Below are 12995 nucleotides of genomic sequence, written 5' to 3'. Positions count from 1 at the left end.
GCGCCTCACTTGTTGTACGGGTCGGCCGCATCACGCAGACCGTCGCCGAAAAGGTTGAGTGCCATGACGGCGATGACGACCGCGAGCCCGGGCATGAACAGCCATGGCGCGGTGGCGATGGAGCGGATGTTCTGCGCCTCGCGCAGAAGAACGCCCCAGGAAACTGTCGGTGGCTGCAGGCCGAGGCCGAGGAAAGAGAGCGATGTCTCCGCCAGGATCATCGCCGGCACGGCCAATGTCATCGAGGCGATGATATGGCTCGAAAAGCTCGGCAGCATATGGCGGAAGATGATGCGGCCCTCCGAGACGCCGTCGAGACGAGCGGCGGCGACGAATTCCTCGGTTCGCAGCGACAGGAAGCGGCCGCGCACGACACGGGCAAGCTGGGCCCAGCCAGTGAACGACAGGATGATGGTGATCATCATGTATTGCAGCGCCGCCGGCCACCCCTGCGGCAATGCTGCGGCGAGCGCCAGCCAGATCGGTATGGTCGGCAGCGACAGCACGAAGTCGATGACGCGCTGCATGACGAAGTCGATCCGGCCGCCGTAATATCCGGAAATGCCGCCGAGCACGATGCCGAGCAGCAGCGACAGGAAAACGCCGACCAGACCGATCGACAGCGAGATCTGTGCACCCTGCACCGTGCGGCTGTAGACGTCGCGTCCGAGACGGTCGGCGCCGAAGAGATAGAGCGGCTTGGTGTTGTCGGTGGTGGCGATGAGGTGGATGTCGGTCTCGAACAGGCCAAGTACCGAATAGGTGTAGCCACGCCCGAAGAACTGGATCGGGATCTTCGTATTGGTATCCTTGACGAAGATGGCGGCAAGCGTGTTCGGATCGCGCGTCAGCTTCATCCCGTAATAATACGGGCCAAAACTGAACCCGTTTGCCGTGTCGAGGAAATGAATGCTCTGCGGCGGATGGAAGGTCGAACGGGCGTTCTGCAGGATCGGGTCGTTGATCGCGAAGAAGCCCGGGAAGATTGCGACAATGTACATCGCGACGGTGACGACAAGGGCGGCCATGGCGAGCTTGTGCCGCTTGAAGGCCCACCAGATCAGCTGCCATTGCGCCGCGACGGCGACGCGATCGGGGCGATCGTTGAGGATGGTTGCATCGACCATTCGGGTCTCCTATTCGAGCCGGATGCGCGGATCGACCAGCGCAAGCAGGATGTCGCTGATCAGCGAGCCGATCAGCGTGAGAGCGCAGATCAGGAGCACGAAGGCGCCTGCGAGATACATGTCCTGCGCCATCAGCGCCTGGAGAAGCAGGGGCGCCGCTGTCGGCAGGTTGAGCACGATCGCCACGACGACCGAGCCGGAGATCAGGTTGGGCAGAAGCCAGGCGATCGTCGAGATGAACGGGTTGAGGGCGATGCGCAGCGGGTATTTGATCAGCAGCCGGAACTCCGAGAGCCCCTTGGCACGAGCAGTCGTGACGTAAGGTTTGGGCAGCTCGTCCAGCATGTTGGCGCGCATGACGCGGATGAGGCTCGCAGTCGAAGACACCGCGAGGATCGCCACCGGCAGCCACAGACGCGACAGAAGGTCGAGCGTCTTGGCGATGCTCCAGGGCGCCGTCTCGTATTCCGGTGAGAAAAGGCCGCCCACATCCGCGCCGAACTCGACGGCAGCGACATACATCAGCACCAGCGCCAACAGGAAAGACGGGATCGACAGGCCGAAGAACGTGAAGGCCGTGAATGCATAGTCGCCGATCGAATATTTTTTCACCGCCGAATAGACGCCGATCGGCAGCGCGATCGCCCAGGTGGCGAGCAGGCTTGCGAGCGCGAGGACCAGGGTCAGCGCCATGCGCTCCCAGATAAGGCCGGAAACCGGTTGCTGCCACTCGAACGAGATGCCGAAATCACCGCGGGAAAGAATTCCCCAGACCCATTTCAGATATTGCACCAGCATGGACTGGTCGAGGCCGAACCGCTCGCGCAGTGCGGCTGCGGTGTTCTGATCGACCACTTCGTTGGAAGAGGCAAGGGTCGCGATATAGGTGGTGACGAAGTCGCCCGGCGGAAGCTGGATGAGAACGAAGGCGAGGAAGCTTACCGCAAACAGCGACGGTATCATCCATAGCAGACGTTTGATGATAAATTTCAGCATGCAAAGCTCGCAATTCGGATTGCATAGCATGCCTATACGAAAGCCTTCGACCGTCGTTCGGGCAGGTGATGCAATGGGACCGGAAGGGTGCCGCCGCCGGTCGGGCGGCGGCACAGTTGGAGTAAATCAGCTCGTGCCCGCTCAGCTCGTGAATGTGAACTGCTGCGGCAGGGCCGGGCCGGGGTTCGGCCAGGACCAGCTGTCCGGCTGTTTTTCCGGAACGTTGCGCAGGTTGTTGCGGATCACGCCGAAGCCGCCCACAGCGAGGCAGATCCCCATGACTTCGAATTCTTCCGCAGCGATATCGAAGACCTGCTTCATGATCGCGCCGCGCTTGTTGACATCGGCCGTGGAACGAGCTTCGTCATAGAGCTTGAAGCGCTTCTTCTGGCTTTCCGGGGGCTCTTCGCCCTTGGCGCCGTTGGACGTGTACCAGAGCGTCCACGGAATGGCGTAACGCGATCCCTGCGGATGGAAGGCGAAGAAGTCGCGCGGATCGAGCATCGGGTCGAGGCCGCCGGGGCCCGGCCAGACCTGCGCATCATGGGCGTTGTCGTCGCCTCTCGTATAATAGAGCGCGCGTTCGATGGTGTTGACCTTCATGCTGATACCGATCTTCGCCCAATGCGCCTTCACCAGTTCCAGCACGTCGACGAGGTCGGGATAGAGCGTCGGGATGACGTCGACCGCGAAGAAGAGCGGCTGGCCGTCAGGCCGGAGACGGATGCCGTTGGCATTCTTCTTGTCGAGGCCAGCCTTGTCGAGCATGGCATTGGCCTTGTCCGTCGCAAATTCGGTGAACTGCCGTGCCAGCTTCTCGTGATACCACGGGTGGCCGGGGCGCGGGCCGGTCTGGTAGCCCTCGCTCTGCCCGAAGTAGACGATGTCGATGATTTCCTGGCGGTTGATGCCCATCGACAGGGCTTGGCGGAACGACTTGTCTGCAAAGATCTTCCGCAGCACCGGATCCTTGTGGGTCATGTTGAGGTAGAGCGAGCACTGCTGCGCCGCCGACGGCACGAGCGACAGCAGGCGGTAATCGCCCTTCTTCATGTTCTGCGACAGCGTCGGCTTGTTCGCGAGCGAGTTGATATGACGCTCCTGAATGTCGATTTTGCCGGAGATGACGTTGAGCATCAGCGACTCGACGTCCTGCGAGATGCCGAAATTCAGCTCGTCGACATAGGGCAGCTGGTTGCCCTCGGTATCGACCTGCCAGAAGTAAGGATTGCGAACCATAAGCACCCGGGTCGCGCCGCCGGAATAGGCCTCCTTGATCATCCAGGGATCGAGCACCGGCTTCTCGGCATTGCCCCAGCGCTGCGGAATTTCGATGTCGCCGCACTTGGAGCGGAAGAGGTCCGGCCAGCTCGACGAACCGGCCGCTTTCACGTCCGCGTCGAGGTTCGGGTTATATTTCGGCAGGTACTTGCTGCAGTAGTGCTTGGCGAACAGCGTCGGATGCTGGCCGAGCGGGGTCGCAAGGTTTTCCAGATAAAGCGCGTTGGCTGCGGCGAAGGTGAACTTGACGGTGTAGTCGTCGATCTTTTCGACCACGACCGGCTTGCCTGCCACGGAAATCTGCGCCGGCGTCGAGCTGTAGAGTTCCTTGTTCTTGACGACATCCTCGATGGCGAACACCACGTCGTCGGCCGTGAACGGATGGCCGTCCGACCACTTCACACCCTTCAATAGGTGGAAGGTGAACTGCGAAGCATCCGCATTGACTTCCCACTTCTCCGCGAGATTCGGCAGAGCCTGCGTGAAGTCCATGTTCCAGCGTACTAGGCCCTGGTTGCCGACCATGCGCAGGATACCGTTATGGTCAGACGAGCCGCGAAGGCCGCGCCGCAGCGTGCCGCCGTAGGTACCTATTTTTTCCCAGGGCTTTACGACCATCGGGTTCTTCGGAAGACGTTCGGCAAGCGGCGGAAGCTTGCCGTCCTTGACGAGGGCCGCAAGCTGCGGCGCCTCCTTGGTCGCAGCCGCGCTGGCGCTGCCGCCCGCAACTGACAGGGCAACCGCCCCGCCAACGCCTGCGAGGAACGTCCGGCGGGTAACGCCGGAAGACATATTTTCGTCGTCGCGCATTAATTTCCTCCCAAATGAACCGCCGACCTGAAAGGCGATCGATGGCAGGTTCCCTACCGCCACGACCGCCGAGGACCTCCATCCCATCGGCTGAAACGACCATAAGCAGGTTTTCAGATGATTACAAGTATTGACAGATTTTTACAGGTTACATACTGCTGGTTAAAAAGAGCCATGTCGACAGGGAGGAGACGCATGACTTTCAGCGAAGACTCGCGCCAAAAATTGAAGAGCGTCTCGACGGCCACGCTGACGTCGGTGCTTCTGAAGGACGGCCTGCGGAACGTCTTCATTCGCAACGTGCACAAGATCAACAAAGGCGCTCCGCGCCTTGTCGGGCCTGGAGCCTTCGAGCAGACCGTTTTCGAGGATTTCGTCGGAGAACGCGTGAGGGCGGGCGAGGGCATCTTCGGGCTTTATCCGCCGGAAGCCAAAGCCGAGCAGGCGTTTCGCGAATGGAGACGTGAAAAGGGACGTTGATGAACCAGTCGGGCGTGATAGCGGCCGCCAAGGCGGAGCCTCGTTTCAGCGACATCATCTACGAGAAGATCGTAGGCATGATCGCCGACGGCCGTTTTCCCATCAACGAGCGCCTTCCCTCGGAGCCGAACCTTGCAGTCATGTTCGGGGCATCGCGGCCCGTGGTGCGCGAAGCCCTGGAGCGGCTTCGCAGGGATCAGTTGATCGTGTCTCGCAAGGGATCCGGCTCCTATGTGCGGCAGCGGCCGGACTCGTCGGTGCTGAGGCAGGTTCCGGTCGGATCGCTTGCCGACGTGCAACGGTTCTTCGAGTTCCGCGCCGGACTTGAGGCGGAGGCGGCAGAACTGGCGGCCCGCAACTGGCAGGCCAATGACAGGATCCGTATCCTTGCGGCGCTTGCTGCCCTCGAACACTGTCTGGAAATCGGCGAACTCGGTGCGGAAGAGGACCAGTACCTGCACGACGCCATCGCCGCGGCGACCGGCAACCAGTTCCACGTCACTGTCCGCGATTGGTTCAGGCCACATTTTTCGATCGGCATGTCGGTGACCCGCAGCCTCAGCCTGAAGCGGACGCCTCTGCATGTGCGACACGTGCAGGACGAGCATCAGGCGATCGTGGAGGCGATCCTGGCACGGCGGGAAACGGCGGCCCATGACGCCATGAAGAACCATATACTGAATGCGCGCGCCCGCATGTTCCAGGGCGTGGGAGGCTAGGAGACCTTCGATTTCATGCGATGCGAGGCATCGCGAGGAGGGGTGTTGAAACGGATTGCGATAACAGGTGGCGCGGGCAATATCGCCACGCAGCTTCGGGGATTTCTGCGCCCCGAGGCGGAACACATCAGGCTGATCGACATCAGGCCGGCGAAAGAACTCGCGTCGAACGAAAGCTTCTTCGAGGGCGATCTGGCGGATGCAGACGCTATGCTTGCCGCACTCGAGGGCGTGGACGGCGTCATTCACCTCGGCGGGCTTCCCCGCGAGGCCGATATCGGCGACATGCTGCAGAGCAATATTCTTGGCACGTACAATCTGTACGATGCCGCCCGCGCCAACGGCACGAACCGCGTCGTCTTTGCGTCCAGCAACCACGCGACCGGCTTCTATCCCCGTTCGCAGACGATCACGCCCCTCGACGTGCCGCGGCCCGACACGCGCTACGGCCTGTCGAAATGCTGGGGCGAGATGGTCGCCGGATTTTATTACGACAAGGCGGATATCCGCACGCTGTCGATCCGCATCGGCAATGCCGGTCCCTATCCGAACAGCGACCGGGCGGCGGCGATCTGGATCAGCCCGCGCGACCTGTTCCAGCTCGTGAAGATCGGCCTCACCCATCCCGACATCGCTGCCGCGGTCGTCTACGGCATGTCGCGCAACGATGCCGGCTGGTGGAAGGATGAACTTGCCGAGCGGCTCGGCTACCGGCCACAGGATTTCTCGCGCGATCATCTGCGCCTCGAGCCGGTGGATGAAAGCCCGGTTGCCGCATTCTTCCAGGGCGGAGGTTTCTGCGACCCTCAGCACAACGGGACAATCCGGCTCCGGGACGAGAACGGACTGATCGTATTCACGGAGACTGCGCGATGAGCGAAACAAAGATCATCACACCGAAGGTTCGCCGCGTCATCGATTTTCCCCTTAAGGTCGGAGAATCTCCCACCTGGGACGCGCGCACCGGCGATCTCTGGTTCGTCGACATCCTCGCACCCGCGGCAATCTGCCTGCGGGCCGGCGGCGCCGTTGATCGGTTCGAGATGCCGGCGAAGATCGGCTGCCTGGCTCTTTGTGAGAATGGCGAAGTCGCGGTGGCGCTGGAAAGCGGCGTATACCTGCTGAACCCTCAAACAGGTTCGATGAAACTGCTTTGCAACCCGGATGGCGGCCGGCCGGACAGTCGGCTCAACGACGGAAAGGCCGGGCCGGACGGCTGCTTCTGGGTCGGTACCCGCGACGAGGCGATACCGCAGACGGGCAATGGCCGCCTTTACCGGGTGAAGCCGGACGGGTCGTTCGACACGGTGATCGATGGCGACCTGATGACCTCCAACGGTATCGCCTGGAGCCCGGATGGGCGGGCGATGTACCATTCCGACAGCAGTGGGCTCTACGCCCAGATCTTCGATTTCGATCCCGCGTGCGGCGTCACAGGTCCTCCTCGCCGCCTGCATGACTTCACACCGGAAGAAGGACGGCCGGACGGTGCCGCCGTGGATGCCGATGGATTTTATTGGATCGCCGGCCAGCAGGGGGGACGGCTCAACCGCATCTCGCCGGATGGAACGGTTGTCGAGGCCTATCTGATGCCCGCCAAGGGGCCGAGCATGCCCTGCTTCGGCGGACCCGATCTCGCTACTCTCTACGTGACCACGCTCTCCACCGACAACAACGGTACCTTCGAAGACGGCACGATCTACGCCTTCGAGCCGGGGGTCCGCGGCACGCCTGTTCATCGCTTCGCAATCTGAGGAAAAGCTTATGGATATCCTGACATTCCGCGAAATCCTGACCGGCATTTCCGGCGTACCGATCACCGCCTACGGAGCGGATGGCGAGGTCGACATCGGTGTCACCCGTGCGATTTACGCGCGGGTGGCGAAAGCCGGCATCCACAATATCGTCGCGGCCGGCAATACCGGTGAATTTTATGCGCTCACTCCGGCGGAAATCACGGTCGTTACCGAAGCGGCAGTGGCGGGCGTCGATGGCAAGGCGCCGGTGACGGCTGCCGTAGGCCGCTCGTTGCGAGAGGCGATTGCCATGGCAAGGACGGCGAAGACGATCGGTGCCTCCGCCGTCATGTCGCATCAGCCGGTCGATCCTTTCGCAGCGCCCGCCGCCCAGATCGATTATTTCCGCAATCTCGCCGATGCGTCCCTGCTGCCGATGGTCGCTTATGTCAGGGCGGATGGTTTCAGCCTTGACGACATGCTGCGGCTCGCGGCTCATCCGAACATCGCCGGCATCAAGTTCGCGACGACCGACATCCTGCTTTTATCTCGGGTCGTCGCGGCATCCGCTGCGGGCAACGCGCTGTTCATTTGCGGGCTGGCGGAAAGCTGGGCGCCAGCCTTCACCGCTGCCGGCGCCCGGGGATTCACGTCCGGTCTCGTCAATGTCGCGCCCCAAATTTCGCTGGCGATTCATGCAGCACTTGAGGCCGGGGATTATCAGGAGGCTCGACGCATGATCGACATCATCGAGCCCTTCGAGCGGATGCGCACGCAATACCGCAACGGCGCAAACGTCACGGTCGTCAAGGAAGCCGTGGAAATAGAGCTTGGCATTTCGGTCGGCGAAGTGCGGGTTCCCGGCCTGCCGCGGCTCGCTCCGGACGACCGGATAAAATTGACCGAAACGCTCGGCCAATGGCGATCCCTGATGAGCCGAGCATCCGGCTATTGAAGTCGGCTCGAGCGGAGCAGGTTCAATCGGAGGTTTTGCCGGTCTCTGGAGCATGGAGTATCAGACAGTTCCGGCCGGCCTTCTTGGCAAGGTAGAGCGCGGCATCCGCCTGGCGCTGAAGATGCTCCGCCGAGACGGGTTCGCGGTCCTGCAGCAGCGCCGCTACCCCGATGCTGACCGTGACATAAGGAACGACGCGGGAGGTGGGGTTTGGAAGCGACGCCGCTTCTACGCGGCTGCGAACTCTTTCGGCGACAATCCTGGCCTCCCGTTCATCAGCGCCCGGGAGGAAGACGAGAAACTCTTCGCCACCGTAACGGGCGACCTCGTCCCGCTCGTCTCGCATGCTGCTTTGAATGATGCCGGCAACCTTTACCAGGCAGCGGTCGCCTTCGGCATGCCCGAGACTATCGTTGAGGCGCTTGAAGTCATCTACATCGCACATCAGCATCGCCGCGCCTCTGGTTCGTGTTAGGTCCTCGTTCCAGAAACGATAGAGCGTTTCCATCATCGAGCGCCGGTTGGCGACGCCTGTCAGCGGGTCGGTTCGTGCAAGCAGTTCCAGCTGGGAATTGGCGTCAGCAAGCTCGGCGAGGCGACTTCGGTCTCGCAACTCGAGCAAGAAGCTCTTGTGAGCCAGGATCGTTGCGGTGCGTCGGGCAACGATGGTTGCTGCGACGCCGCTCGCGAAAAACAGAGCGCTGGCCAGAGCACTGCCCACCTCGATACCTGGATTGTGCAGTTGAAACACGAGGTAGATACCAAGGGCCGAAGCACCGATCGCCATGGCCCAGCCAAGCAGTATGGGGAATATGATGATGGCAGTGACGGCCACAAAAAGCATGATGGTCAGATGGCGTTCATAAAACTCTCCACCGGCGCTGACGCCCACCAGGGCTACGGACAGGAGGATGAAAAAGACAGCCGAGAGAAGGAAAACTCCCTGCAGCCACAAAGCGTGCGGCCGGAGAAACACCACCGCCGCGACGAGAGCTGCGGGGGGAAGGATGGATGCCGGCCAAAGCATCGACATCACGGTTTCGGTCGGAAGCAGGATCGCGTAGAGGCCCAACGTCAGGACGTCGAGTACGCTGACCCAAATCATCCACGCGCGGATGATCTTGGCAGTCTGCGGCCAGGAGCGTTCGCGAAAAAGCCGGGCCAGCTCCCCGTTGAGCCGGATATTCCGCGTTCGCCCACCCAGTAGGCGCTCGACTTGTTCCACACTGGCCGGTCTCGGCCTCTGGAGAGGTTTCCGCGAAGACGGGCTTGCTGATTTGGTAGAACCTGTGATTCGCTCAGCGTCCATGTGCCGGATCTAGGGCCTAGATGATTGGGGACAAGACGGCCGATGAACCGATCACAGCCGGGTCCGCAATCACTTCGAGCCGCGTGTTGTTACTTTTACGTCTGGACCTCGATCGGTAGATCCATCTGGTCGGTCAACGTCTGGCCTGCGTCCTTCTCCGTTTGCTCGGGCGTCGCGATCGGCAGCTTGATTGTAAATACGGTTCCTTCACCCTTGACGCTGTCCACGTGAATTTCGCCGTGATGCAACTCGACCACCTGTTTCACCAGGTTGAGGCCGATACCCGTCCCGGCGATGCCGGACGAACTTCTCGCCCGGAAGTAGCGCCCGAACATCTTGGGCAAGTCGTCGGCGTCGATGCCTATGCCCTCGTCGCGAACGGTAATCTGGACACAGTCGTCTTGCTGCCGCCCCGTGACATAGACGTCTGGAGAGTCCGGCGCGTACTTTACCGCATTCGAGAAGAGATTGGTGAATACCTGCTCCAGCGCCGCACCGTCGCCGTAAATCGTTAAGGGAAGCCGCTCCAGATCGAGCAGGAACCGGTGCGATTTACGTATGCTTTCCTGCCGCGCACTGCAGGTCCTGATCATGTCGCCCAGTGCGCATGGCTTGCGGACGATGTCGATGTGGCCGTGATCCAGGCGGCCAACCGCGAGAATGCTCTCCATCAGTTCCAGCATTCGCGAAACCGCGCTGCGGATCTGCTCCGTCTTCTCACCGATGAATTCCGATGTCACCGCGTTCTTGCGGCGAACGAGACGTTGTGCCGCGCCGTCGATGATCGAAAGCGGCGTCCGGAATTCGTGAGACGCCATGGAGACGAATTGCCGCTGCAGTTCGTTGACCTGCCGCTCTTGATCGAGCATCCGTTCCAGTTCCGCAGCCTGACGGGCAATTTCTGCGGTCCTGCTGCGCACTGTTTCCTCCAGATCGTCGCGATGCTGAAGCAGTGCCCTTTCCGCACGTTTTCGCTCGGTGACGTCGACTGCGGCAATCAGTGACGCCGGATGGGCGTCGAAGGCAAGTTGGCTGGAATAGATAAAGACCTCGATTTCGGCTCCACAAGCCGTCCGATGCTGCTGAGAACGATTGGCGTCGCTCACACGCTCCGCACCCGGGACCGCGGTTTTCATTCTTTCCCGGTCCTCCGGTGAAAGGATGTCCAGGAGTGTCATGGAAAGAAAAAGGTCGCGATCATAACCGTAGTGATCAAGAGCCGCCTGGTTGACGTCGAGAAATTGAAGGCTCTCCCGGTCCTGAACCCACATCGGCAGAGGGTTTCCTTCGAACAATAGCCGGAAGGAAGCCTCGCGCATCTTGAGATCCGTGATGTCGACGCGAATCCCCACGCTTCCGCCGCCCGAAACGCGTCGTTCCTCTATCCGGACCCATCGGTTCCCCGGCAGGCGCTGCTCGTGGGCGCTCTTTGGCTCCGCGTGACGAGCCAATCGATCGACCAGCCATTCCTCCTCACGGCCGATCGCGTCGGGATACTGGCCACGCTGCAGCCCGCTGCGAAGTCTGTCCTCGAAACCCATGCCCTTGACGAGGGGAGCACCGCTATCGGCGTAAAGCTGCTCGTAGCGGCGGTTCCACATCACAAATCGATCATCTTCATCGAACAATGCCAAGCCTTCCGGGACGACTTCGAAGGCGGCCAGCAGGCGCGCATGGGCGGCTCTTGCCTCCTGCTCTGCGCGCTCAGCCTGCGCATGAGCTTCAGCAAGAGATCGTTCGGCCAATCGCGCCTCGGTAACGTCCTCATGCGTCGATACCCATCCGCCGTCAGCCGTACGCTGATGACAGCCCCGGATGACCTTGCCCGATTTAAGTTCCTTAACCCAGACTTGCGACGAAGCACCGGCGTTCGTGTCCTGCGCCCATTCGAGGTATTCCTCCATGGACATCTTCGGAACGGCTCCGACTTCGTCCCTCAACTTGATGATGTCTTCGAGCGACTGCCCGGGATGGATCAAGGCTGGATCGACCCCGTAAACCTCGGCGTAGCGACGGTTGGACAGGGCCAATGTACCGTCCGCATGGAAGAGGCAAACGCCCTGGCTCATGCTGGCGAGTGCGGTCCGAAGCTGTTCGTCCTGGCTCAGAACCTGCTTGCGACTGCGGCTCGACGCGAGTTGTGTGTTGACGCGCGCACCAAGTTCCCGGCTGTCGATCGTGCTTGAGACACAGTCAGCAGCACCGGCCTCGAAGCCAGCGGTCCTTCCGTCGATATCGCCCTCGGCAGTGACCAGGATCACCGGTATTTCAGACGTCACTGAGCTGTGTTTCAGCTGGCGACAGATTTGGATGCCGCACAGGTCTGCGAATTGAATGTCGAGCAGGATCAGGTGGGGCTGTGACGCCTCCACGATTGTTTGGAGGTTCTCCCGGCCGTCGGATGCTGAAACCACCGAGAGTTCGATGTTTTCTGCCGGAAGCTGACGGAGATTCAGCTTGGCCGCATCGGTGCCTATGACGAGAACAGTCGTGCGTCGATGAGCGATGTTCTGGGCGACCAGCATCGGAGCGGCCCGGCCGTCCGGAGCCGCGGGCAGCGACGATGAATGTAATCGAAGGGGAACCGCTGTCGTCAATGAAGGTCGCCTACCATTCCGCGCTGGCCTGTTGCACGCCCCACAATACGTATTGAGCGTTAAGGAGAGCTTATGCGCGCTGTTGCGGGACCCGGCGGCGCCTGGCGCCCCTCAGCTTTTGTGCATGACGTAGTCGCGCATGACCGTGCCGAGCCTGGCGAGATTGACTTTCAGCTCGTCATAACCGGTGATTTTCTCGCGGGTATCCTCGTCCATGTAGAGTTTGCGGTTGAGTTCGATCTGGATGCTGTGGCGGTTCTTTCCAGGCGAGCTATAGGCCGAAACCAGCTCGGCGCCCTTAAAGGGCACATTCAGCGACACCGAATAGCCAAACCCTTCCAGCGTCTCGACCACGAGTTTCACGAAATCCGGTTCGCTCGACACGCCTTCGTAGTCGCCGACCACGATGTCCTTGCGGACGGTGCCGGCCGGATCGGGCGAGAGCACATGGCCGATTGCCGGCATAGAGTGGCAGTTGACGTGATAGACCTTGCCGAAGGCCGCATGGGTTTCATCGAGCAGCCGAACCAGCTCGCGGTGGTAGGGCCGCCAATAGGTATCGATGCGGTCTTCCAGCTCCTTCACCGCCAACTTGCGACCATACATTGGCGTGTCACCCCAGGCGTAACGCCAGGTGATGCCCATGCCGCGGCGTGCCGAGGCACTGTCACGGACCGGATGCGGCCACTCGCCCTCGACCATTTCCAGGTCGACATCCTTCAGCGACCGGTTGAGGTCGAGAAAACTCCTCGGAAAATGCGCGATCAGCAGCGGCGCGCCGATCGACGGAGCAAAGCCGAAGAGGTCGTCCACATGGGTGTCGGCGGCGACGCGCACCAGTTCGTCGGAAACGGTGCGCTCGAAATCCGGCAATGTCAGGCCGCTATGGGGAGAGTCGAACACCAGCGGTACGGCCGGTGCTGTCGGCGGAATGATCTTGAGAACGCCATCGATATCGACCGGGGCGAAAGTCAGCTCTGTCATC

The 12995-nt window shown here is 61.3% G+C and carries 11 protein-coding genes; 5 read left to right on the top strand and 6 right to left on the bottom strand.

Annotated elements, in window-relative coordinates; all coding sequences use genetic code 11:
- Window positions 1-5: 5 nt before the first annotated feature.
- From C5J22_RS02840 to C5J22_RS02830, 3 genes are all read right to left on the bottom strand, one after another.
- Entirely contained in the window at window positions 6-1127 is a 1122-nt protein-coding gene (locus C5J22_RS02840; protein WP_105437061.1) for an ABC transporter permease, read from the bottom strand.
- A gap of 9 nt (window positions 1128-1136) precedes the next feature.
- The gene (locus C5J22_RS02835; RefSeq protein ID WP_105437060.1) at window positions 1137-2123 is read right to left on the bottom strand and encodes an ABC transporter permease; all 987 of its coding nucleotides are present in this window, start codon (window positions 2121-2123) and stop codon (window positions 1137-1139) included.
- A 141-nt stretch (window positions 2124-2264) separates the two neighbouring features.
- Window positions 2265-4214: an ABC transporter substrate-binding protein gene (locus C5J22_RS02830; protein WP_105437059.1), complete on the bottom strand. Its 1950-nt coding sequence runs from the start codon at window positions 4212-4214 to the stop codon at window positions 2265-2267.
- A gap of 195 nt (window positions 4215-4409) precedes the next feature.
- Between C5J22_RS02830 and C5J22_RS02825 the strand changes: the two genes are divergently transcribed.
- Genes C5J22_RS02825 through C5J22_RS02805 form a run of 5 tightly spaced genes read left to right on the top strand, consistent with a single transcriptional unit; the run spans window position 4410 to window position 8104 of the window.
- Window positions 4410-4694 (top strand): hypothetical protein, encoded by a 285-nt coding sequence (locus tag C5J22_RS02825; protein ID WP_105437058.1) that lies wholly within the window; start codon window positions 4410-4412, stop codon window positions 4692-4694.
- Complete coding sequence (locus tag C5J22_RS02820; protein ID WP_105437057.1) at window positions 4694-5413, top strand: FadR/GntR family transcriptional regulator; 720 nt, start codon at window positions 4694-4696, stop codon at window positions 5411-5413. The genes C5J22_RS02825 and C5J22_RS02820 overlap by 1 nt, the downstream gene beginning before the upstream one ends.
- 45 nt (window positions 5414-5458) lie before the next feature.
- Complete coding sequence (locus tag C5J22_RS02815; RefSeq protein WP_105437056.1) at window positions 5459-6289, top strand: NAD(P)-dependent oxidoreductase; 831 nt, start codon at window positions 5459-5461, stop codon at window positions 6287-6289.
- Window positions 6286-7167, top strand: a complete 882-nt coding sequence (locus tag C5J22_RS02810; RefSeq protein ID WP_105437055.1) for an SMP-30/gluconolactonase/LRE family protein — start codon at window positions 6286-6288, stop codon at window positions 7165-7167. Before C5J22_RS02815 ends, C5J22_RS02810 begins: the two co-directional genes overlap by 4 nt.
- Window positions 7168-7177: 10 nt before the next feature.
- The gene (locus tag C5J22_RS02805) at window positions 7178-8104 is read left to right on the top strand and encodes a dihydrodipicolinate synthase family protein (RefSeq protein WP_105437054.1); all 927 of its coding nucleotides are present in this window, start codon (window positions 7178-7180) and stop codon (window positions 8102-8104) included.
- A gap of 22 nt (window positions 8105-8126) precedes the next feature.
- Here the strand turns inward: C5J22_RS02805 and C5J22_RS02800 are convergent, their stop codons facing one another.
- The 3 genes from C5J22_RS02800 to C5J22_RS02790 form a co-directional block, all read right to left on the bottom strand.
- Window positions 8127-9413 (bottom strand): GGDEF domain-containing protein, encoded by a 1287-nt coding sequence (locus C5J22_RS02800; RefSeq protein WP_105437053.1) that lies wholly within the window; start codon window positions 9411-9413, stop codon window positions 8127-8129.
- A gap of 95 nt (window positions 9414-9508) precedes the next feature.
- On the bottom strand, window positions 9509-11938 hold the full coding sequence (locus tag C5J22_RS02795; protein WP_105437052.1) for a PAS-domain containing protein: 2430 nt from the start codon (window positions 11936-11938) through the stop codon (window positions 9509-9511).
- Window positions 11939-12121: 183 nt separating this feature from the next.
- Window positions 12122-12994 (bottom strand): N-formylglutamate amidohydrolase, encoded by an 873-nt coding sequence (locus C5J22_RS02790; protein WP_105437051.1) that lies wholly within the window; start codon window positions 12992-12994, stop codon window positions 12122-12124.
- Window position 12995: the final 1 nt, after the last annotated feature.

This window comes from Neorhizobium sp. T25_13 (genome assembly GCF_002968675.1).
GTDB classification, from domain to species: Bacteria; Pseudomonadota; Alphaproteobacteria; order Rhizobiales; family Rhizobiaceae; genus Neorhizobium; species Neorhizobium tomejilense.
The sequence above is the reverse complement of the archived record's forward strand: the minus strand, read 5'-3'. Positions and strand labels throughout refer to the sequence as shown.

What these genes read in the sequence shown, in the direction of transcription:
- C5J22_RS02820 (WP_105437057.1), top strand. Translation starts at nt 4,694, where the DNA reads ATGAACCAGTCGGGCGTGATAGCGGCCGCCAAGGCGGAGCCTCGTTTC.
- C5J22_RS02825 (WP_105437058.1), top strand. Translation starts at nt 4,410, where the DNA reads ATGACTTTCAGCGAAGACTCGCGCCAAAAATTGAAGAGCGTCTCGACG.
- C5J22_RS02840 (WP_105437061.1), bottom strand. Translation starts at nt 1,127, where the DNA reads ATGGTCGATGCAACCATCCTCAACGATCGCCCCGATCGCGTCGCCGTC.
- C5J22_RS02795 (WP_105437052.1), bottom strand. Translation starts at nt 11,938, where the DNA reads ATGCTGGTCGCCCAGAACATCGCTCATCGACGCACGACTGTTCTCGTC.
- C5J22_RS02805 (WP_105437054.1), top strand. Translation starts at nt 7,178, where the DNA reads ATGGATATCCTGACATTCCGCGAAATCCTGACCGGCATTTCCGGCGTA.
- C5J22_RS02800 (WP_105437053.1), bottom strand. Translation starts at nt 9,413, where the DNA reads ATGGACGCTGAGCGAATCACAGGTTCTACCAAATCAGCAAGCCCGTCT.
- C5J22_RS02790 (WP_105437051.1), bottom strand. Translation starts at nt 12,994, where the DNA reads ATGACAGAGCTGACTTTCGCCCCGGTCGATATCGATGGCGTTCTCAAG.
- C5J22_RS02830 (WP_105437059.1), bottom strand. Translation starts at nt 4,214, where the DNA reads ATGCGCGACGACGAAAATATGTCTTCCGGCGTTACCCGCCGGACGTTC.
- C5J22_RS02835 (WP_105437060.1), bottom strand. Translation starts at nt 2,123, where the DNA reads ATGCTGAAATTTATCATCAAACGTCTGCTATGGATGATACCGTCGCTG.
- C5J22_RS02810 (WP_105437055.1), top strand. Translation starts at nt 6,286, where the DNA reads ATGAGCGAAACAAAGATCATCACACCGAAGGTTCGCCGCGTCATCGAT.